Genomic DNA, 22,214 nt, shown 5'->3' with positions numbered 1-22,214 from the left:
CGGCGGGGTTTTATTTTGGTATTTAATTTAATTGATTTTAGGTTAATCTAAAGATTATGAGGGAGTGGTCGAGAGAGGAAAAATTTCTCGTTTTAGGTAAGGGAGAAATAATAGATGGCGGGTTTTTTAAAAATCATGTTGCCGATTCTGTTGGTTGTATTTTTATTGATGGGATTGTGGGTCAGTTTTTTGCACTTTCCTTGGGAGTGGATGACCTACGTTGCAATCGGTTTGGAAGTATTTGTGGCAACGCTTATTTTGCCATTTGAATTTCAATCCCAACATATAGCTGGCATTAACAATTTTGTTTTTATTAACTTAAGTATCTGTTTAGCTTTACTATTAGGTTTAGGGCGGCTGTTAGTGTGGGCATGGATAAAATTTTTTGTTTGAAAAATAGAACTGCTCGAATATAATGAGCACATACTTCATTGGGGAGTAGCCGCTATTCATTTCTGAATGAATAGGTGATGATCAACATAATTGTTCAACAGAACATGGTCATCATAGCTTAAACGTCTCATCGTTTCCGAGTTGGCAAGACCTTTGATTTACCACTCTGCAGATATTTGGCTAGCAGGAGCGGTAGGTCATGGGCATTTATGCTAGCCAGAGAAACGACATGCAAGAATTTCTGATTTCTACCTCGATTGTTGCCCTTGCTGAAATGGGTGATAAAACTCAATTGTTGGCCCTTTTACTGTCTGCACGTTTCCGTAAGCCAATCCCTATTCTCATTGCGATTCTTTTAGCCACTTTAATTAACCATGGTATCTCTGCTGTGCTTGGACAGTGGATTACAACCGTGTTGAGTCCCGAAATTTTAGTTTGGGTACTTGCGGGTGGTTTCATTGGTATGGCGTTCTGGATGCTTATTCCAGATAAGCTAGATGATGAAACAGATAGCATTAACAGATGGCAAAAATTTGGTGTTTTTGGTGCAACCTTTATCCTGTTTTTCTTAGCAGAAATTGGTGATAAAACTCAGATTGCGACAGTTGCTTTAGCTGCACGTTATGACAGCATTTTCTGGGTAATGCTAGGCACAACCTTAGGTATGATGATTGCCAATGCACCAGCTGTATTTATTGGTAATAAATTAGCTGAACGTTTATCTATCTCTCTCATTCATAAAATTGGTGCTGCTATTTTCTTAATTGTAGGTATCTCTACTTTAGTACAGCATTATTTCTTCTAAAGCATTTAACGTTGCCATAAAAAACGCACTCAATTCGAGTGCGTTTTTTTGTAGGTCATTTTAGTAGTTAAATTTCACTGTGAAGTTAATTTGGCGTGGGTTGCCGAGCGTCACCAAATTCTCGTTCAGTGCACCTGCATAGTAATCTTTATCAAATAAATTACGAATCGCAAGTTGAGCACCCCAATGTCCAGCGTCATAGCCAGCTTCAGTGTCAAAGACTGTATAGCCCGGAATGTGGACATCTAAGCCATCGACAGTTTTATATGTTTCACCACGGAATCCACCACCAACATACCAACCAAGTTTTGATGCTGGGTCAAATTTATAGCGCGCTGACAAACTATAAGCATGCTCAGGAATATTATCGAGTGCTTTTCCTACATTGCTTGAGTTTGCATCTTTACTAATTTCAGCATCAATGGTGTAAGTATATGCAGCTGTTAGTTTTAAGCCTTCTAAAATTTCTGCGCTGAGCTCAGTTTCAATACCACGTGTTAACTGTTCGCCACGCTGAGCTTTATAGCCACTATTCGCAGTATCAGTGACTAAAACATTTTGACGTTTTAAATCATACCAAGCGATAGCACCTTGAATTCGTTGATCAGGGCTTTGTAATTTCATTCCGACTTCAACCTGTTTTCCTTCTTCAGGTTTGAACGGATTATTATTTACATCAGTACCACTGTTAGGTGTAAATGAAGTGGCATAGCTGACATAAGGGGCAATAATGTCATTAAGGGTATACATGACAGAGGCGCTACCCGTAAATGCATTGTCTGATTGTTTACTCGTACTACTTGTAACTAAGCTTGTGCTTTGGGTTTGTGCCCAGTCTTGGCGTCCGGATAAGCTTAAAAGCCATTGATCATTGAGTTGAATGCGGTCACGTAAATAGAGTCCCAAATATTTGAGACGATTAATATCCCGAACATTTTGCTTCAATGTCACGTTTTGACCATAAACGGGGTCATAGATATTTAAATTACCAATATCGTATTTATCATTGGTGTAGTCACTTTTTTCCTGAAAAGCATCTACGCCAATATTAATGTCGTGCTGCATGCCATATAAATCAAACTGTTTGTTTAAACGGTTATCGATGGCGAAACTTAAGTTATCAATCACTTGATGCCGACTATTATTAGCTCGGTTAATGGTTGTGTAAGATGTGTCTGCCCAAAACTTTTTAGTTTGAGCAAAAACCGCAGTGCCATCCATTTCGGTTTTTTGGACGGCAAAATTCTGGTTAAAGTTCCAGCCATTATCAAAGGCATGTTTAAACGTATAACCAGTGCGGTAAACATCTGCTTCATATTTACCAAAATTAGGATCGCCAATATATAAACTTCGGTCTATAGCGCCGTTAGGATTGTCTTTTAATGTGCCAATTACAGGCAAGCCTTGCTGACGAATATATTCGCGATGTTGATAACTTGCGATTACAGAGAGGTCAGTTTTATCACCTAAGTCGAAGTTGTAAGAAGGGGAGATATAGTAATTTTTAAAATACACATAATCTGTCGGGTCATCTTGGTCAGAGATGCGGCCATTTAAGCGAAAAGCACCTTTCTCACTATTATTAGGGCTATAGTTTAAATCGAATGTACCTTCTTTTAAGTTATAGCTGCCATAAGTCATGCTAGCACGTGCAAAGTTTTCTGCTTCTGGGCGTTTAGTCACTAAATTGACCATACCTCCTGGTGCAACCAAACCGAAATTAATAGAGGCAGGGCCTTTTAAGACTTGGACCTGATCCATGCCTGATAGTTCAGTGGCAACATAAGTATTTTGTCCAACTCTTAAACCATCTACGTAAACCGAATCGGAAGAGGTCTGCCCTCGAATAACAAAATCATCCCAACCACGACGACCAAGTTTTCCAGCTTCGACACCTGCAACACCTTCAAGTGCATCTGCTAGAGTTCTAGCTTGTTTCTGGTCGAGCTGTTCACGAGTCACCACAGAAACCGATTGAGCCGTCTTAAATAAGGGTGCATCTGATTTTAGGGCAGAGGTTGCTTTTGTTGCGACATAGGGAGAGCTGGGTTCTTTTTGCGCCTGAATAGAAATTGTGGGTAGCACATTGGTCGAATTCTGTTGTTCTGCTGTTTCATCAGCATGACCTGCTGTCATTAAGCTAAAAATAGCAACTGCTAATAATGTTTTAGAGCTTGAAAAATAAGGTACTTGATTCATGGGAGGCCTAGACAGCGCAAAAGACAAAACTGATAATGAGAATTATTTTAATTTATTGTATGTGAATTTTAAATAACATTATGATTCATTTATAAAATAAGAAAAGCAAAAGCTATTTTAAAATATTATGAGAAAAATAAAGCAATTCATTGCAAGAGTTATCGAATCCCTTTATTTTAGTATGGATATAAAAATATCTAATATTTAAAGTTTTTTTGGGGAATTGTATGGGGTTTGAAAAAACAACATCGCAGATATTATTTGATAATGGCGTACATAAATGTATTAGTTTTACCAGTTTGGTCAAAGGGGAAGGTATCCAAGCCAATCAATTTTTAATTATTGATCATGAGCGTGCTGCTGTAATCGATCCGGGTGGCGATTTGACCTATGTTCCATTAACGATGGAATTAAATAAATATACGCGTTTGAAAAATCTAGACTATGTGATGGCTTCCCATCAGGATCCAGACATTATTACCTCAATGCCGCGCTGGTTAGTCTATACCGATGCTAAAGTCGTGGCGTCAAAATTATGGGCACGTTTTCTACCGCACCTAAATTCCTCATTTATGAGTGAACGTATGAAAGGGAATTGGGAAGACCGTCTTATTGAATTACCTGACCGCGGCCAAGTGATTCAATTGGGGGAATCAAAGTTAGTTGTAGTTCCTGCACATTTTCTACATTCGGTCGGTAATTTTCAGTTTTATGATCCAGTTGCCAAAATCTTATTTTCTGGAGATATGGGTGCTTCGATTGTTGAGGATGCCAATCAACCTTTGACAGATTTCGATACGCATGTTTCGAAAATGAGAGCTTTTCACCAACGCTATATGTGTTCCAATAAGGTTATCCGTTTATGGGTAAACATGGTCCGCCAGATGGACATTGAAATGATTGTTCCACAGCATGGCAGTCCATTTATTGGCAAAGAAATGATTAATCAGTTTTTGGACTGGATTGAGGTTTTACCTTGTGGTGTCGACTTGATGACAGAACAAGTTTTTAGTTGTCCTGCCTAAATATGATGTCTAATGATCAACCCAGATAAAATTCTGGGTTGCAAAAACATGGGTTAAAAAATAACGTTAAAACGATAATAAGTAGGAATTATTTAGAGCAGCTCTACATCTATTGCTGAAAAAGGCAAAGATAATATGAAAATTGCATTGAAATTTGTTTATAATAGCTCACGGAATTTACCAGTGAGATTGTTATGCTGACCATCGTTCAAGAAGCGCTAACCTTCGATGATGTCTTATTACTTCCTGCCTACTCTACTGTTCTCCCAAAAGATGTCTCTTTAAAGACACGTTTAACTCGCGGCATTCATTTAAATATCCCATTAGTTTCAGCTGCAATGGATACAGTGACTGAGTCACGTATGGCGATTGCGATGTCACAAAATGGTGGTATCGGGATTTTGCATAAAAACATGGATATTGCTGCTCAAGCTGCAGAAGTACGCCGTGTAAAGAAATTCGAAGCGGGTATGGTGAAAGACCCTATCACTGTAACGCCTGAAACTACAGTACGTGAACTGATTGCAATTACCACTGCTAATAACATTAGCGGTGTACCTGTTGTTAAAGACGGCAAGGTTGTTGGTATTGTGACAGGCCGTGATACGCGTTTTGAAACTAATTTAGAACAACCTGTTAGCAACATCATGACAGGTCAAGATCGTTTAGTCACTGTACGTGAAGGCGAGTCTAAAGAAAATATTCAAGCATTATTGCAAAAACACCGTATTGAAAAAGTCTTGGTCGTTGGCGAGAGCAACGAACTTAAAGGCTTAATTACAGTGACTGACTTCCGCAAAGCTGAAAGCTATCCAAACAGTTGTAAAGATGATCTTGGTCGCTTACGTGTTGGTGCTGCAGTAGGTACAGGTGCTGATACACCAAGTCGTGTGGAAGCCTTGGTTGAAGCTGGTGTTGACGTCATTGTTGTTGATACAGCACACGGTCACTCAGCTGGTGTAATTGAACGTGTACGTTGGGTGAAACAAAACTTCCCTCAAGTACAAGTGATTGGTGGAAACATTGCAACTGGTGATGCTGCATTAGCATTATTAGATGCTGGTGCAGATGCTGTAAAAGTGGGTATTGGTCCTGGTTCTATCTGTACAACACGTATTGTGGCAGGTATTGGTATGCCACAAATTTCTGCGATTGACAGCGTTGCTAGCGCACTAAAAGATCAAATTCCTTTAATTGCAGATGGCGGTATCCGCTTCTCTGGCGATATGGCAAAAGCGATCGGTGCGGGTGCAAGCACGATCATGGTTGGTTCACTTCTAGCTGGTACTGAAGAAGCGCCGGGCGAAGTTGAGTTTTTCCAAGGTCGTTACTACAAAGCATATCGTGGTATGGGTTCATTAGGTGCAATGGCGGGAGCAACTGGTTCTGCTGACCGTTATTTCCAAGATTCAAAAGCGGGTGCTGAGAAGTTAGTACCAGAAGGAATCGAAGGCCGTGTTCCATATAAAGGCCCAATGGGTAACATCGTTCATCAAATGATGGGTGGTTTACGTTCATCAATGGGTTATACCGGTTCAGCTGTGATTGAAGATCTTCGCCAAAATGCGAAATTTGTGAAAATTACTTCAGCAGGTATGTCTGAGTCACATGTTCACGATGTAACGATTACTAAAGAAGCTCCAAACTATCGTGTTGGTTAGATTTTGGTAACCAAAACAATGAAGAAAGCCGTCATTACACTGACGGCTTTTTGTTTTTGGTGTAAAGTAAATCCGAGAAAAGAAATATGGCGGAATTGCCATATATGAAGTGAGCCACCGCTGAAGTGGCGTAAGAATGAGATAAGCTATGAGTTATTTTGGAACGGATGGTATTCGTGGAAAATTTGGGCAAATGCCTATTACTCCAGAGTTTGCTTTAAAACTCGGTTTTGCTGCAGGGAAGGTATTAAAACGAACGAGTCAAAAAAATAAACCACTCGTTGTATTAGGAAAAGACACTCGGTTATCTGGTTACATTTTAGAATCTGCTTTGCAGGCGGGCTTAAACGCTGCTGGCGTATATGTTCATTTACTTGGTCCATTACCAACACCAGCCATTGCACACCTTACTCGTGCTTTGCATGCACATGCAGGTATTGTTATTTCTGCATCGCATAACCCATATTATGATAATGGGATTAAATTCTTCTCAAGTGAAGGCAAAAAATTACCGGATTCGTTACAAGAAGAAATTAACCGCGAATTAGAAAAAGATTTATTCATTGAGGACACTGCAAACTTAGGTAAAAGTGTTCGTGTAAATGATGCAAATGGTCGCTATATTGAATTCTGTAAATCTACATTCCCTTACCACTTTGATTTAAATAATTTAAAGATTGTGTTGGACTGTGCTCATGGCGCTGCATATAGCGTTGGGCCTTCAGTTTTCCGTGAGTTAGGGGCAAAAGTTGTAGCTTTATATAATGAACCAGATGGCTTAAATATTAATGAGAGCTGTGGTTCAACACATCCTGAACACTTGCAAAAAGCAGTAGTTGAGCACGAAGCAGATTTAGGTATTGCCTTTGATGGTGATGCTGACCGTGTTGTGATGGTTGATAAGTTTGGTAACTTAATTGATGGCGACCATATTTTATATATTTTGGCGACTCAAGCTCAAAATAAGCCAGCGGGTATTGTTGGTACTGTCATGAGTAATATGGCACTTGAAGTTGCACTTGAAAAAGCAAACGTTAACTTTGTTCGTGCAAAAGTCGGTGACCGCTATGTATTACAAGCTTTAGAAGAAAATGGTTGGGTGATAGGCGGCGAACCTTCTGGTCATATTCTAACTTTAGACAAGAGTACGACTGGTGATGCTATTATCGCCGCTCTTCAAGTTTTAACTGTGATGGTCGAGCAAAATAAGGCTCTTCATGAATTGGTTCAAGACTTTAAATTATTCCCACAAGTTCTTTTGAATGTACGTTTAGAACAAATGCTTGATCCGTATTCTATTCCGGCATTGGTTACTGAATTTGATAAAGCAGAAGCACAGCTCAAAGGCCGTGGACGTATCTTGATTCGTAAGTCTGGAACAGAGCCTGTGATTCGTGTCATGGTTGAAGGTGATGATGAGCAAGAGGTGAAAGCTTTAGCTCAGCATTTAGCAGATTCAGTTCGTTCACAAGCACAAGTCGCATAAGGTGCATGACATGAGTGATGTCATCAAAGATTTAAGTGAATTACGCTTAAGTTATGAGCAAGGTGAGTTGCATGAGGGGCAGGTTGAATCTAACCCTCATCAGCAGTTTCTGGGTTGGTTTAACCATGCTCTAGCAGCCAATTTGCATGAACCCTATGCAATGTCATTAGCAACTGCAAGTGCAAATGGCAGACCTCATGTTAGAACAGTTTTGTTACGTGGGGCCACAGAAGCTGGTTATGATTTTTATACGAATTATGACAGTCAAAAAGGTATTGATTTGGCAGAAAACCCATATGCCGAATTATTATTTTATTGGCCAAGTCTAGAGCGTCAGGTGCGAGTGGGTGGTCGTGTAGTTAAAATTGCTGAGCAAGAATCTACAGATTACTACCTTAAGCGACCACGTGATAGCCAGATTGCAGCGCATATCAGTACTCCCCAAAGCGGTAAAATTGAAAGCCGAGAGCTGTTACAGCAACGTTTTCAAGACTTACAACAGCAAGTTGAAAGCCGTGAAGTGCTTGATAAGCCGGAGTTCTGGGGCGGTTATCGTCTGCAACCAGATTATTATGAATTTTGGCAAGGACGACCAAATCGTTTACATGACCGCTTGAGTTATGAAAAAATCGACGGTCAATGGACGCTGCACCGACTGATGCCTTAAATGACAAAAATACAAATCAAACAAAGACCTTTATTGACACGCCCTGAACAATTTCAGGGCGTGCCGCCGTTTATTGCCGAAATTTTGGCAAGGCGGGGAGTAGAATCTGAACAGGAATTAGAGCTAAAGCTTAAGAATTTATTGGCCCCACAGCTCAAGGGACTAGAGACAGCTGTGGCATTAATAGATCAAGCTATTGATGCACAGAAAAAGATTGTTATTGTCGGTGACTATGATGCTGACGGTGCAACCAGCACAGCGTTAATGGTATTGGTGCTTCGCGATATGGGAGCACAAGTCGACTATCTAGTTCCAGACCGATTTAAATACGGTTATGGGCTTACCCCCGCAATTGCAGAGCTTGCATATCAAACTTATCAACCCGATTTATTAATTACAGTTGATAATGGAATTTCCAGCCATGCTGGAGTTGATACAGCCCATGCGCTGGGCATGCAAGTTATTATTACCGATCACCATTTAACAACAAAAGAAACGCCTCTAGCAGAAGCGGTAGTTAACCCAAATCAATTAGGCTGTGATTTTCCAAGTAAGGCGCTTGCTGGTGTTGGTGTTGCATTTTATGTGCTGGCCAATTTGGCAAGTTTACGTACTACACAAGGTAAAAGCACAAGCAAAGTCACTCAATATCTAGATTTGGTTGCTTTGGGAACTTATGCGGATGTTGCTGTATTAGATTATAACAACCGCATTTTAGTGGATGCAGGCGTGAAGCGCATTCAGCAACATCAATGTCGAGTTGGAATATTGGCACTGTTGGATATTGCTGGCCGAGAGGCGTCGTCTTTGCGTGCACAAGATCTAGGTTTTGTTTTAGGTCCGCGTATTAATGCTGCTGGGCGTATGGAGAGCATGCGAATCGGTATAGAGTGTTTATTAGCAGACTCTATGGAAACAGCTTACCCGATTGCTCAACAATTAAATCAGTTGAATATAGAGCGGCGACAAATTGAAGGAGAGATGAAGCAACAAGCTTTATCTGCTTTAGATAGTTTGCAGCTCTCAAAAGAAGATATTCCCCCAGCTCTGGTGCTCTTTGAAGAAAACTGGCATCAAGGCGTGATTGGGATTGTCGCAGGGCGCTTAAAAGAACAGTTTCATCGCCCAGCTATTGTCTTTGCACCAGATGAAGATGGTATCCATATTAAAGGATCTGCACGTTCAATTGATGGTGTGCACATTCGAGATATGATTGAACAGGTTGCTGAACAACATCCGGAATTGGTGAGCCATTTTGGTGGACATGCAGCAGCGGCAGGTTTAACGATACGTAAAGAAAACTTTGATGCTTTTAAAACAGTGTTTACTACCTGTGTTGCAACTATGGAAGAATCTTTGTTTCAAGCAACGCTATGGACGGATGGGGAATTACCAGCTTCGGCTTTGCAACTAGACACATTGGACTGGATAGAGCAGCTTGGGCCATGGGGGCAAAAATTCCCTTTTCCTCAGTTTGAAGGACATTTTAAAGTTGTCGATTATCGCTGGCTTAAAGAAACACATCTAAAACTTAGATTGGCCCTTGATCAATATACTTTTGATGCGATTGCTTTTAATGCCGCTGGAAGATTTGAATTTAATCCTATGCGAGATGAAGTTCATTTGGTCTATGAGATTGACCGTAATGTATTTAAGGGTAATGTAAATTTACAATTGCGTATTGTGCATTTAAACCAATAAAAAAATCCGCTCATTTGAGCGGATTTTTTTATAAAATTTTAGGTAAGATTAGAAGCGGTAGCCTGCACGAACACCATAAGTGTTATCGTTGTCACCGAAACCAATACGACCTTCAAGACTTACTTGTTGATTTAAGAATTTTTTAGCATTAATACCAAATTCATCTTTATCAGTTAAGTCGTTATTGTAGTAATCTACACCAAGACTTAAAGTTTTATCGATGTAGTAGTCACCACGAACTTTATATTCGTCTAGGTCACCAAACGCACCGAACGCTTCAAGGTTTACGTCATGTTGACCTACTTGAGTTACGTATTTAGCACGAACTGTTGGATCAGCGCCGTCTTTACCATCTTTTTCGTCGTAACCTTTAACACCTAACGCAAGTAATAAACCTGGAGCTGGTAAATAACCTACTTCAGCTGCATAAGTAGTTACTTTGCTATCAATATTGGTGTTGTCAATTTCACGCTCATTACGGCCTACATCACCGCTAAGGTAGAAATCTGAGTTAGGAACATAGTATTCAACACCTACGCCATACTGAGTATCTTTAGTACCGCTGTTATCGCCATAGTTGATAAGTGCGTTAACATTACTTGCACGGCTTAAAAATGCTGCTTCTGCAAGTGGAGCGTTACGAGTTTGAACAGGATTAAAGTAATAAGTCCCGTCAACACCGAATTTACTTACGCTGCTACCGTTGTCTGGATCAAGATAATTGTAAGAACCACCAACTTCAGCTTGGTAAGCGTTTGCTGCGCCACTTACTGCGAGTGCAGATAAAAGAGCTGATGCAATTGCTAGTTTTTTCATGGAATCTCTCCCCTCTAAAAAGCGATTTTATAAATGTTTTGTTACAACTTTTAGTCTAGAGGAAAATCGGGTAGCGTCAATCTTGCACAAGTAACCGCACTGTAACTATGTGCTTTTTTTGTAAATATATTTAACTTAAATATTTGATTCTAAACTATAAAAATAGAATGTTTAATTTTATTAAAATTGAGGAGATTTTGTGTAGATCATAAAAAATGCTGTAAAAGTACCCAATTTTGTATGAGGATGTTACTGGTTAAGCTTAAAATGAACTGAAGAAAATTTAGAAATTAGATGAGTGAAATATAATGAGAAATACAAAGCAGGTTCGAAGATAACCGCAGCTATGCTAAAATAATTGACTGTTTATCTGCTCTTATGGGAACACTCGCGTGGAAATTAATCCTTATCTAAACCAATTGAAAGACTTAACTGATCGTAGCCAAACACTACGGGGGTATCTTTGACTACGATCTGAAAAAAGAGCGTTTAGAAGAAGTTTTACGTGAGTTAGAAGACCCTGCGATTTGGAATGATCAAAGCCGTGCTCAGGCAATGGCGAAAGAAAAGGGCGAACTAGAAAACGTTATTAATGTATTGGATGGGTTGTCAACACAACTTGAAGATGCAAAAGCGATGTTAGATTTGGCTGTAGAAGCTGATGATGAAAGCTTGCTTGAAGATGTTCAGTCAGAGCTTAGTGCTGCTGAAGATGAACTGGCTAAACTTGAATTCCGTCGTATGTTTAGTAACCCAATGGACCCGAATCCTTGCTATGTCGAGATTCAATCAGGTTCAGGCGGTACCGAAGCACAAGACTGGGCATCTATGCTATTACGTATGTATATGCGCTGGATTGAACGTCATGGCTTTAAAGCAGAACTCATGGAAGTATCTGATGGTGACGTAGCTGGTATTAAATCTGCAACAATTCGTGTTGAAGGTGAATATGCCTATGGTTGGTTACGCACAGAATCAGGTGTCCACCGTTTAGTTCGTAAATCACCATTTGACAGTGGTAACCGCCGTCATACTTCATTCTCTGCGGTATTTATTTCACCAGAAGTTGATGACAATATTGAAATTGATATTAATCCTTCTGATGTTCGTACCGATACTTACCGTGCATCTGGGGCAGGTGGTCAGCATATTAACAAAACCGACTCTGCTGTTCGTTTGACCCACACTCCAACAGGTATTGTGGTGGCGTGCCAGAACCAGCGTTCGCAACATGCTAACCGTGACCATGCATGGAAACAGTTACGTGCACGTTTGTATGAATTGGAAATGCAAAAACGTAATGAAGCAGCTCAAGCTCTAGAAGACTCGAAGTCTGATATTGGTTGGGGAAGCCAAATTCGTTCATATGTATTAGATGATTCGCGTATTAAAGATTTACGCACGGGTGTTGAAAACTCTAATACAGGTGCTGTTCTTGATGGTGACCTTGATCGCTTTATTGAGGCGAGCTTAAAACAAGGTTTATAAGAGTCTGCTGAACTTTTAGTTTAAATACAGTTCATCTATGAATATGTAGAACTCTTGGATTTTTAGCGATTAAAACGGCAAAGCAATTCAGCCTTCGAATCTTAATCGAAAAAAAGCGATATGAATATCGAAAAAAATAGATATGAATATCGCAGAAATGCGATATGATGTTTTCGAAATGCTGAATAAAGCTTTGTTCGTTTAAAAGACGTGTTGAGCCTATGGATATTGATGCAATTAGCAAAGCCCTTTCCAATCCGCTACGTCGGCAGATTTTGCAATGGTTGAAAGAACCTGCGCATTATTTACCAGTGGAAGAGTGTGGTGGTAGTTTTGAGAAGGGTGTTTGTGCAGGTCATATTGAACGATTGGGCAAAGTAGCACAGTCTACAATGTCGAATCATTTGTCTGTTTTACAACAGGCGGGTCTGATTCAGGTCCAAAAATATGGTCAATGGTCTTATTTTTCACGTAACGAAGCTTTGATTCAGCAATATATCGAACATTTAAAACAAACACTTTAACAATATTAAAGTGTAAGTCGAGGCGACTATGGCTGAACTCAATACTCCTTTAACGGTTGGTGATTTTGAAATCAAAAATCGATTGGTAATGGCTCCATTAACGCGTGCGCGTAGTGGTGAAAGCCGAGTACCTAATGATTTGATGGTTGAATATTATCAACAGCGTGCAAATGCTGGTCTTATTTTGACTGAAGCAACAGTGATTGGTTCAAAAACTGTAGGTTATGCAGAAACCCCAGGATTATGGTCACAAGAGCAGGCACAAGCTTGGAATAAAATTATTGAGGCAGTTCATGCTCAAGGTTCAAAAATTGTAGCTCAACTTTGGCATGTTGGCCGTATTTCGCATCCTGAACTTTTAGATGGTGATATTCCTGTTGCACCAAGTGCAATTCAACCTGCGGGTGAAGTGAGTTTATTACGTCCTAAACGTCCGTATGTAACGCCACGCGCACTTTCATTAGAAGAAGTGAAAGAGGTTGTTGCTCAATATAAACATTCAGCAGAATTGGCTAAAGCAGCTGGTTTTGATGGTGTTGAATTACACGCAGCGAATGGTTACTTAATTGACCAGTTCCTTCAAAGTAATACGAATCAACGTGATGATGAATACGGTGGCCCTGTTGAAAACCGTGCACGTTTATTATTAGAAGTCGTTGATGCATTTATTGAAGTATGGGGCGCTGGCCGAGTAGGTGTACATATTGCACCACGTGGTGATTCACACGATATGGGTGATGAAAATCCGTTAGCAACGTTTGGCTATGTGGTTGAACAATTGAGCCAACGTAATGTTGCTTTCATCTTCTCTCGTGAATATGAAGCTGCTGATAGTATTAGCCCTAAACTTCGTGAAAAATTTAATGGTGTATGGATTGCGAATGAGAACCTAACACCAGAGTCAGCAAAACGTATTTTGCGTGATGGTGAAGCTGACGCAGTATCTTTTGGTAAAGCATATATTGCCAACCCAGATCTTTTACAGCGTTTAGAGCAAGATTTACCCTTAAATGAACTTCAACCAACAACTTTATATGCAAAAGGTGCTGAAGGTTATACAGACTATCCAACGCTAGAAGCTTCGTAATTTTTTAAACTGATAATTTACTGACCTCATTCATTTATGGGTTCAGTAAATCGCTTTTCTTGTAATGGTAGAGTTTAGGTATCGAAACTCTGCCATTTTTTCTATCTATGTTATATTTTCCCCAGTTTTAAACTTTGACTATTTGAGGCAAACCGCTTGGCGACCCCATTTTGGTACAACACCGCACTCCATTTATTAAAACCTTTTTACCACTGGCGGATAAAAAAACGTGCAGAAAGCCAGGAATTATATAATCAGGAATGTCTGGAAAGATTTGGGCCGTTTGAATCTCCAAAAAATGTGAGAGCAATTTGGTTCCATGCTGTTTCGGTTGGAGAAACCAATGCTGCGCAGCCTTTAATCGAGCATTATCTTAAACTCGGACAACCTGTGCTAGTTACTAATACGACTAAAACTGGGCAGGCACGTGCCAAATCATTATTTTTAAAAGCACCTTATTTAGATTTATTTCAAGCAGTTTATTTGCCTGTTGATCAAAAGCATCTTTTAAAACAATTTTTTGAATTGTATCAGCCAAAACTTTTAGCATTGGTTGAAACTGAACTTTGGCCAAATTTAATTGATCAAGCCAAGCTACAACAGGTTCCTTGTTTATTGTTAAATGCGCGGTTATCAGAAAAATCAGCTAAAGGTTATAGTCGAGTCTCAGGTCTAACAGCAGGAATGCTCAAACAAATTGACTGGGTGTTGGCACAAGATAATGCTACTCGCCAACGCTATGTCGAGCTTGGTTTAGATCAACAAAAAAGTCAGGTGGTTGGAAATATTAAATTTGATATTCACGCACCAGAAGCATTTATAAATCAGGCAGCAAAGTTACATCAGCTATGGTATTTGGGCCAACGAAAAGTACTGACAATTGCCAGTACACATGCACCCGAAGAACAACAAATTTTGCAAGCACTTCAGCCTTATTTAAAGTCAGATCCAGAGTTGGTTTGTATTGTCGTACCTCGACATCCTGAACGTTTCGACGAAGTATTTGAAATTTGCCAAAACCTAGATTTAATTACTCACCGTAGAAGCTTGAATCAAAGTATTCATACGAGTACACAGGTTTATCTAGCCGATAGTATGGGAGAGCTTTGGTTATGGTACGCCTTAAGTCAGGTGTGTTTTGTTGGTGGTTCTTTAAATGAGCCGGGTGGTGGACATAATATTTTAGAGCCTATGGTTTTGAATGTACCGACTGTAATAGGACCTCGTTACTTTAATTTCCAAACCATTGTCGATGAATTCATTGATGAAAATGGTGTGCTCATTGCCCAAGACGCTGAGCAAGTTGTGGCAATCTGGATGGCATGTTTAGCTGAACCTGATCAGGCCCAACAAGTGGTGGAACAAGCACATAAAGTCTTACAACGTAACCAAGGTTCATTGCAAAAACATATTGGCGTAATTAATCGGTATTTGGCCGACAAACCATGAATATTGTTTTGCTAGAGCCTGAAGATATTCAGTCAGACACGTGGTCAATTCACTCAAAGCGCCAATTACAACATTTACGTGAACATCTTGATATTACGGTTGGCCAAAATCTAAAAGTTGGTGTTCGTAATGGCGCACGTTATACCACTGAAATTATGTCGATTAACGAGCAAGAAGTTTGTATACGACCTATTAGTGAAGAAGCTGCCCCTACAAAACTTCCGGTTCATTTAATTGTGGCTTTACCAAGACCCAAAGTTTTACGCCGTTTAATTATGGATAGTGTGACTTTAGGTGTTGAAAGAATGAGTTTGATTCATAGTTATCGCGTAGATAAAAGCTATTGGCAAACTCCATTTTTGCAACAACTCGATAACTATGTGACTTTAGGGCTTGAGCAAGCAGGTGACACGATTGTTCCTGAAGTTCACATGTACAAACGCTTTAAACCTTTTGTTGAAGACGTTCTGCCAAGCTTGATCTCGAAAGAAACACCCGCCTATGTGGCTCACCCTTATGCCGAGCAGAGCATGCCTGTTAATATTCCACATGCTTGTAGTGTAGTCGTGGGTCCCGAAGGTGGCTTTATTCCCTATGAAGTTGATTTGCTCACAAAAAACGGCTGCCAAGCTGTGAGCTTAGGCAACCGTATTTTAAGAACTGAAACGTCTATTTCTTATATTTTAGGTCGTCTCTTTAGTTGATGCTTCGGGGTTTAAAAGTGGCTGATTTGCTGCCATTTTTAATTCCTGAATTGGGTAAGGAATATTAATTCCGTTCGCATTAAAAGCTTGCTTAACCTGAGCTTGAATGGTGCTCGTAGATGACGAAATATCAGTTTCAGTTGTATCAACCCACCAGCGTACAGTCAGGTTAACCGAGAAATCTGCTAACGCTGTAACGTTAACCGAGAAGGCTGGCTGACTGAGTACATTTCGGTCATTATTAAGAATATCTAAAATAATCTGCTTGGCTTTTTGTTCGTCATCATCATATCCAATTCCGACTACAAACTCACAGCGTCGTTGTTGATAAGCAGTATTTACCGTTAAAGCACTCGTATAAACAGTTGCGTTTGGAATAACAATTCGACGACCATCTGGCGAGCGTAAGAATGTTGCACGAATTTGAATATCTTCAACAGTTCCTTCAAGCGAATTGACAACAATGGAATCGCCAATGCGGAATGGTTCGCTTAATAAGATTAAGATGCCTGACAGTAAATTTTGAAAGATATCTTTAAATGCAAAACCAATAGCGACAGAACCAATTCCGAGAGCACTCATGAGTTGCCCTGGTGTAAACCCTGGAATCGAGATCACTAAAGCAATTAAGAAACCAAAGAATAAAATCGCTGTACTTCCTACACGGTTTAAGACCAAAACTAGGTTTTGGCGTGTGTAAGAGCGGTTTTCTAAGGTTTTACGAACAAAGAACTTAAATAATTTGGTCAGTAGCCAAAAAATAATAAAAACGATAATCGCAATACATATATAAGGCACACGTTCCCAGAAACTATCCACGATTTTGTCGATAGTGGTATAGGCATCATGATACTTTTCAGTATGGGCTAAAACCGTTTGAGTGGTTTTAGTGCCCGCTTCTTGCAAAAGTTCGCCTGTATTTTTTGCGACATCCGTTAAGGATTTTTGTTCATCAGCCACGGCAAGTCTCAATTAAAAAATTTATGAAAGCGATTTTCAGCTTTCATCATAGTAGGAGATAAAATGTGCGCCTACTATAATGAGTTCATCTAAATAATAAAGTGTTTTTTAATTAAAAGTATTCCGTTCCTTTTTGTAAGATTTGTGTCGGTGTTTCTAAGGTATCAGTTCCTGAGAAATAATAAAAAATTCCTGCTGTTGAAATAAGGCTAACTAAAATAGCGACTAAAATAAGCCAAGCCATCAGTTTTTCTATAAACGTTGCTGGTCGAACAGGACCGTATTCGTTTGGACCTGCTGTACCTGAGGCAAGCAGTAAATAAATCATAAAAAAGAACTGAACAACTGGAATGAACAATAGCAATCCCATCCAGCCACTCTTATTTAGATCGTGCAAACGTCGAACAACGAGAACAATATTTAAATAAATTAAAAATAGCGAAAAAACCCAGACTACCAAGGCACTGGCTCCAGAAAGAGAGCTATAAAATTCAAAATTAAATAAATTGCTTGAAAGCTGAAAACTTCCAAGAAATGAAGCCAAAATGAAATAGCCCAAGAGGGTGACTAAATAAATCAGTCCATAACCACCTAAATAGCTCATGCGATTAAAGCGCCCATGAATTGAAAATGGACTATCTCTAAAAGGGAGTTGTGGTGGGCGTGAGGAGCTTGTTTGGGCAAACATATTATTTTATTCCTGTGTTGCGTATGAGAGACAAAATAATCTTTGTTGATGATCAAAACCATCAAATCTTGCAAAAATTATAAAAGTAAAAGCTATAGACAAATGTTTTAAATCAACTTAATTTTATAAAAATGTTCACAATTTCGTGTGCTTGAGTAAGTGATTAATATATGACCAAAGTCGCATTGTTTAGACTTTGAAAGAGTCATCATACTGCAAAGGCATACAAATAAGATCCAGTAAAATAATAGCCACAGTCTCGAGATGGGATGCACAAGATCAAGGAAGTTGCGTATGAATGAGATCTATCCAGTACCAGAGGAATTTAAAAAAACAGCTCGTACTGTTGAAGCAGACTACTTTAAACGTTATCAACACTCTATCGAGAACCCAGATGAATTCTGGGCAGAGCAAGCTAAAATTGTCGATTGGATAAAACCATTTACCCAAGTTAAAAATACGAGTTTTGACAAAGACAATTTCAAGATTGAATGGTTTGCTGATGGTGAGTTGAACGTATCAGCAAACTGCCTAGACAGGCATCTTAAAGAACACCCTCATAAACCTGCAATTATTTGGGAAGGGGACCATCCTTCTCGCCATAAGATCGTTTCTTATAAAGAATTACACGACGAAGTCTGCCGCTTTGCCAACGTTTTAAAGAAATATGGTATTGGTAAAGGTGACCGCGTTGTACTGTATATGCCGATGGTCACTGAGGCTGCAATTGCGATGTTAGCCTGTGCACGTATTGGTGCTGTTCACTGCGTGGTATTTGGTGGGTTCTCGCCAGACTCTTTAGCAAGTCGTATTGAAGATAGCCAAGCTAAACTGGTGATTACTGCAGACTCAAGTCTACGTGCCGGAAAACTATTACCACTCAAAGAAAATGTCGATTTGGCTTTAGCATTGCCGGGTACTGAGTGTGTTGAAAATGTAGTGGTGGTTTACCGTAATGCGAACCCGATTGAAATGAAGCCGGGACGTGATTTGTGGTATCACCTCATTATTATGGAAGTGGATGCCAACTGTCCTCCAGAACCGATGAAGGCTGAAGACCCATTATTTATTCTCTATACCTCGGGCTCGACAGGTAAACCGAAAGGTGTTCTGCATACCACAGGTGGTTATTTAGTCTATGTAACAAGTACCTTTAAAGAGGTCTTTGATTTAAAACAAGATGATGTGTACTGGTGTACGGCCGATGTAGGTTGGATTACGGGCCATAGTTATTTGATTTATGGCCCACTTGCAAATGGTACGACGACTTTAATGTTTGAAGGTGTACCTCAATATCCAACATGGGCACGTCTTGGTCATGTGGTCGATAAACATAAAGTCTCTATTTTATATACAGCACCAACCGCGATACGCGCCATGATGCGAGAAGGTGATTCATTTGTACGTGAAAGTAACCGTAGCAGCCTGCGTTTACTTGGTTCGGTCGGTGAGCCTATTAACCCTGAAGCTTGGAATTGGTACTACAACGTTGTTGGTGAGGGCCGCTGTCCGATTGTTGATACATGGTGGCAAACCGAAACAGGCGGTATTTTGATTGCTCCATTGCCGGGTGCAACAGCTTTAAAACCGGGTTCTGCAACACGTCCGTTATTTGGTGTTCAACCTGCCATTGTAGATGGTGAAGGCAATGAGCTAGAAGGTGCGGCTGAAGGTAACCTAGTCATTAAAGATTCATGGCCGGGTCAGATGCGTACCATTTGGGGCGATCCTGATCGCTTTATTGAAGCGTATTTCTCGACCTTTAAAAATACCTATTTTACAGGTGATGGCGCTCGTCGTGATAAAGATGGCTATTACTGGATCACAGGTCGAGTTGACGATGTCTTGAACGTTTCAGGCCACCGTTTAGGTACGGCTGAAATTGAAAGTGCTCTGGTGTCACATGAAGCCGTGGCAGAAGCTGCGGTGGTGGGTATGCCGCATGATATTAAAGGACAAGGTATTTGTACTTTTGTGACTTTACAAGCGGGTGTTCCAGAGTCGGAAGAACTGCGTAAAGAGTTAATTAACTGGGTACGTAAAGTACTCGGGCCAGTAGCTTCACCAGATGCACTGCATTGGGCACCAGCATTACCTAAAACGCGTTCGGGTAAAATCATGCGCCGTATTTTAAGAAAAATTGCGGCAAATGAGCTGGATAGTTTAGGTGACACTTCAACTTTGGCTGAACCTGCTGTAGTAGATCAGTTAATTGCAACGGTTTATCCCGATAAGCAAAACTAATTTTAAAAAAGCCCCATTTGGGGCTTTTTTATTAAGCTTTATTAAGAGTTTGCTAAAAAATCAGTAGTATTTTGTACATTCGCGAATGTACTAAGCGCAGTTAAAAAAGCTGTTTGTACGTCTTCTGCTTTTGCAGTCTTCCCAGCATAGCTTAAATCACGAGTTGCGGTGGCATCTGCAATTAAGATGGGTTGATAGCCCAGTTCTTTGGCTGCGCGTGTACCTGAATCAATACACATGTGAGTCATCATGCCTGTAATAATAAGTTGTTCAATTTGATGTGCTTTTAAAAGTTCATCTAAATTGGTTTCTAAAAAACTGTTTGGATAGTGCTTTGTTACGATTAATGAGTCGCTACTCGCACTAAGTTCAGGGTGAAGTAAAACCCCATCTGTATTTTCTTGGAAGAAACTCGCTTGTGGCGGGTTAATATGTTGCACATAAATGATGGGCAAGTTTTTATCGCTAAAATATTGTTCGAGTTGTTTTATTTTTTCTAGCGCTTGCTCTGGCCCAACCAATTCCATTTTGCCATTTTTAAAATAATCATTTTGTACATCGATAATTAATAGTGCTTGTTTCATGAGATCACTCTTGTTGATATGAGATAAAACAAGATTATTCTCTGCCAGTAAAATCGGCTATAGTCAGATGAAAGCATTAACGCCAGTTTTCTTTCGCCATGAAAAAATGAATATTGAATTAGACCCGATTGATCTAAAAATTATTGCATTGCTTAAACAGGATTCTCGACTAACCAATAAAGAAATTGGACAGCGAGTTCACCGGACAGGGCAGGCGGTGGGCGCTCGAATTGCTCAGTTAATGGATGCCGGTGTCATTAAAAATTACACAATTGCCGTGCAATATTCGCATAAGCAATTTATTCACTTGCATTTAAATGAACAACGCGCATTTGAAGAAATTGAAAATTTGGTTAAGCAATATGAACAAATCGATGAATGCTTTAAAGTCATGGGCAATGCTTGCTATATGATTGTCAGCCATTTTGAACCCGCAGCATTAAATGAATTTATCGAAAAACTTTCAAAATGGTGCCGTTACTCAGTTGAAACTGTGATTCGAGAAGTCGAAAAATCTTAAAAAATAAAGGCTCCAAGCCGAGTCTTGGAGCCAATAAGTCTTTATTTTTAATTTATTGTTTTTATTGTCTTGCGCTGCTTTAAATGAAATTTTTTAGGCTGATTTCGCTTGAATTTCTATCTCCTTTTCTTGTTGAAGTTCTAATTGGCGAACGAGTGGTAGAACTTTTTCCCCAAAATATTCTACTTCTTCAATGAAATGTAAAAATCCAGAAAGAATCAAATCAACACCTACATTTTTAAGAGCCACAATACGCTCTGCAATTTGCTGAGGCGTACCAATTAAATTGGTTTTAAAACCATCGTTATATTGCACTAAATCTTCAAAACTTGATTTTGCCCAGTTACCTTGTTGCTCGGGAGAGGCTGCACCTGCTTCACGTGTTGCATCGCCAAACGCATTTACGGCTTCAGTGTTGGCTTTATCAATAATTTCTCGAAGTACCGCTTTTGCTTCTTCTTCGGTATCTCGAGCAATAATGAACGCATTTACACCAATTTTAACGTGATGGTTATTGGCTTTAGCTTTAGTGCGAATGTCTTCGACTTGTTTTTGAATTTCTTCTACTGTATTACCGTTGGTGAAATACCAGTCAGATACACGTGAAGCCATGTCACGTGCTGCACGTGAGCTCCCGCCTTGAAACACTTCAATATGAGGCTTTTGCAGAGGTTTCGGTTTAAGTGTGTAGTTTTGGAATTGATAGTATTTACCATCGAAACTATAGTTATCGGTGGTCCAAATTCCTTTTAACGTACGGATAAACTCTTCAGAGCGGACGTAGCGCTGATCATGTTCTGGCCACTCTTCACCAATCGCATCAAACTCTCCTCTAAACCAACCACTCACCACATTAATGGCAATACGGCCTTCAGTTAGGTAATCGATTGTTGCAAGTTGCTTAGCTGCGAGTGCCGGTTTCCAGGGGCCGGGCAGAATAGCTGCAATTACCTTAAGTCTTTCAGTTTTTGCCAATAATGCATGACTGAAACTTACTGATTCATGCTGGTTTTCTGCTCCGTACCCCGCCGTAAAACGAATTTGAGTGAGCGCATATTCAAAACCATTTTTTTCAGCAGCCTGTGCAAGTCGAACATTGTAGTCATAACTCCAGTCTGTACGCTGTTCGATGTTACTTACTATAAGGCCACCGCTTACATTTGGTACCCAATAAGCAAATTTAATTGGTTGTTGTAATTGCGTCATGGTTTGC

20 protein-coding genes and 1 riboswitch are annotated in these 22,214 nt (G+C 39.9%); of the genes, 14 read left to right on the top strand and 6 right to left on the bottom strand.

Annotated elements, in window-relative coordinates:
• Positions 1-114 precede the first annotated feature (114 nt).
• Both AC1PJP_RS03245 and AC1PJP_RS03240 read left to right on the top strand, forming a co-directional pair.
• The gene (locus AC1PJP_RS03245) at positions 115-393 is read left to right on the top strand and encodes a hypothetical protein (protein WP_192836164.1); all 279 of its coding nucleotides are present in this window, start codon (positions 115-117) and stop codon (positions 391-393) included.
• Positions 394-421: 28 nt separating this feature from the next.
• A riboswitch (yybP-ykoY riboswitch) is annotated at positions 422-607 on the top strand.
• A gap of 15 nt (positions 608-622) precedes the next feature.
• Positions 623-1,198 carry a TMEM165/GDT1 family protein gene (locus tag AC1PJP_RS03240; protein WP_013196598.1) on the top strand — a complete coding sequence of 192 codons (576 nt, stop codon included), beginning with the start codon at positions 623-625 and terminating at the stop codon, positions 1,196-1,198.
• A 60-nt stretch (positions 1,199-1,258) separates the two neighbouring features.
• Here AC1PJP_RS03240 and AC1PJP_RS03235 read toward each other — a convergent pair whose 3' ends face one another.
• On the bottom strand, positions 1,259-3,397 hold the full coding sequence (locus AC1PJP_RS03235; RefSeq protein WP_479766521.1) for a TonB-dependent siderophore receptor: 2,139 nt from the start codon (positions 3,395-3,397) through the stop codon (positions 1,259-1,261).
• Positions 3,398-3,624: 227 nt separating this feature from the next.
• Here AC1PJP_RS03235 and AC1PJP_RS03230 point away from each other — a divergent pair, with 227 nt between their 5' ends.
• From AC1PJP_RS03230 to recJ, 5 genes are all read left to right on the top strand, one after another.
• Positions 3,625-4,422 carry an oxygen-binding di-iron domain-containing protein gene (locus AC1PJP_RS03230; RefSeq protein ID WP_416684853.1) on the top strand — a complete coding sequence of 266 codons (798 nt, stop codon included), beginning with the start codon at positions 3,625-3,627 and terminating at the stop codon, positions 4,420-4,422.
• 194 nt (positions 4,423-4,616) lie between these two features.
• Positions 4,617-6,083: an IMP dehydrogenase gene (gene guaB / locus AC1PJP_RS03225; protein WP_004790042.1), complete on the top strand. Its 1,467-nt coding sequence runs from the start codon at positions 4,617-4,619 to the stop codon at positions 6,081-6,083.
• Between the two features lie 148 nt (positions 6,084-6,231).
• The gene (glmM, locus tag AC1PJP_RS03220) at positions 6,232-7,569 is read left to right on the top strand and encodes a phosphoglucosamine mutase (RefSeq protein WP_005300649.1); all 1,338 of its coding nucleotides are present in this window, start codon (positions 6,232-6,234) and stop codon (positions 7,567-7,569) included.
• Between the two features lie 10 nt (positions 7,570-7,579).
• Positions 7,580-8,236, top strand: coding sequence for a pyridoxamine 5'-phosphate oxidase (gene pdxH / locus AC1PJP_RS03215; protein WP_005300651.1), 657 nt, complete (start codon positions 7,580-7,582; stop codon positions 8,234-8,236).
• Positions 8,237-9,937, top strand: a complete 1,701-nt coding sequence (recJ, locus tag AC1PJP_RS03210; RefSeq protein WP_479766520.1) for a single-stranded-DNA-specific exonuclease RecJ — start codon at positions 8,237-8,239, stop codon at positions 9,935-9,937. It begins immediately after the preceding gene.
• A gap of 48 nt (positions 9,938-9,985) precedes the next feature.
• On the opposite strand, the gene AC1PJP_RS03205 is transcribed toward recJ, so the two are convergent.
• Positions 9,986-10,753 carry a putative porin gene (locus AC1PJP_RS03205; protein ID WP_004790036.1) on the bottom strand — a complete coding sequence of 256 codons (768 nt, stop codon included), beginning with the start codon at positions 10,751-10,753 and terminating at the stop codon, positions 9,986-9,988.
• 392 nt (positions 10,754-11,145) lie between these two features.
• Between AC1PJP_RS03205 and prfB the strand changes: the two genes are divergently transcribed.
• The 5 genes from prfB (at position 11,146) to AC1PJP_RS03180 (ending at position 16,005) form a co-directional block, all read left to right on the top strand.
• Positions 11,146-12,241, top strand: a protein-coding gene (gene prfB / locus AC1PJP_RS03200) for a peptide chain release factor 2 (protein ID WP_107880456.1) whose coding sequence is annotated in 2 segments (ribosomal slippage) — positions 11,146-11,217 and positions 11,219-12,241 — 1,095 coding nt in all. Because the reading frame shifts where the segments join, the coding sequence is not laid out codon by codon here.
• A 221-nt stretch (positions 12,242-12,462) separates the two neighbouring features.
• Positions 12,463-12,765: an ArsR/SmtB family transcription factor gene (locus AC1PJP_RS03195; RefSeq protein ID WP_002121891.1), complete on the top strand. Its 303-nt coding sequence runs from the start codon at positions 12,463-12,465 to the stop codon at positions 12,763-12,765.
• Positions 12,766-12,793: 28 nt separating this feature from the next.
• Positions 12,794-13,852, top strand: coding sequence for an alkene reductase (locus tag AC1PJP_RS03190; protein ID WP_144732563.1), 1,059 nt, complete (start codon positions 12,794-12,796; stop codon positions 13,850-13,852).
• A 156-nt stretch (positions 13,853-14,008) separates the two neighbouring features.
• A complete protein-coding gene (locus AC1PJP_RS03185) occupies positions 14,009-15,301 on the top strand; it encodes a 3-deoxy-D-manno-octulosonic acid transferase (RefSeq protein WP_238612268.1) in 1,293 nt (430 codons plus the stop codon).
• Positions 15,298-16,005: a 16S rRNA (uracil(1498)-N(3))-methyltransferase gene (locus AC1PJP_RS03180; RefSeq protein ID WP_323739858.1), complete on the top strand. Its 708-nt coding sequence runs from the start codon at positions 15,298-15,300 to the stop codon at positions 16,003-16,005. The genes AC1PJP_RS03185 and AC1PJP_RS03180 overlap by 4 nt, the downstream gene beginning before the upstream one ends.
• On the opposite strand, the gene AC1PJP_RS03175 is transcribed toward AC1PJP_RS03180, so the two are convergent.
• Positions 15,985-16,965, bottom strand: coding sequence for a mechanosensitive ion channel family protein (locus AC1PJP_RS03175; RefSeq protein WP_009391447.1), 981 nt, complete (start codon positions 16,963-16,965; stop codon positions 15,985-15,987). The genes AC1PJP_RS03180 and AC1PJP_RS03175 overlap by 21 nt on opposite strands.
• 112 nt (positions 16,966-17,077) lie before the next feature.
• On the bottom strand, positions 17,078-17,653 hold the full coding sequence (locus tag AC1PJP_RS03170) for a DUF805 domain-containing protein (protein WP_479766519.1): 576 nt from the start codon (positions 17,651-17,653) through the stop codon (positions 17,078-17,080).
• Positions 17,654-17,947: 294 nt separating this feature from the next.
• Between AC1PJP_RS03170 and acs the strand changes: the two genes are divergently transcribed.
• Positions 17,948-19,897: an acetate--CoA ligase gene (gene acs, locus AC1PJP_RS03165; protein WP_479766518.1), complete on the top strand. Its 1,950-nt coding sequence runs from the start codon at positions 17,948-17,950 to the stop codon at positions 19,895-19,897.
• A 41-nt stretch (positions 19,898-19,938) separates the two neighbouring features.
• On the opposite strand, the gene AC1PJP_RS03160 is transcribed toward acs, so the two are convergent.
• Entirely contained in the window at positions 19,939-20,481 is a 543-nt protein-coding gene (locus AC1PJP_RS03160; RefSeq protein ID WP_151826514.1) for a cysteine hydrolase family protein, read from the bottom strand.
• Positions 20,482-20,587: 106 nt separating this feature from the next.
• Here AC1PJP_RS03160 and AC1PJP_RS03155 point away from each other — a divergent pair, with 106 nt between their 5' ends.
• Positions 20,588-21,001 (top strand): Lrp/AsnC family transcriptional regulator, encoded by a 414-nt coding sequence (locus tag AC1PJP_RS03155; RefSeq protein ID WP_005066843.1) that lies wholly within the window; start codon positions 20,588-20,590, stop codon positions 20,999-21,001.
• Between the two features lie 93 nt (positions 21,002-21,094).
• Here the strand turns inward: AC1PJP_RS03155 and sfnG are convergent, their stop codons facing one another.
• Positions 21,095-22,207 carry a dimethylsulfone monooxygenase SfnG gene (gene sfnG, locus AC1PJP_RS03150; RefSeq protein ID WP_479766517.1) on the bottom strand — a complete coding sequence of 371 codons (1,113 nt, stop codon included), beginning with the start codon at positions 22,205-22,207 and terminating at the stop codon, positions 21,095-21,097.
• Between the last annotated feature and the right edge of the window lie 7 nt (positions 22,208-22,214).

The sequence above is a fragment of the Acinetobacter sp. V116_7 genome (genome assembly GCF_056735735.1).
This window is presented reverse-complemented; position numbering and strand designations above follow the sequence as displayed.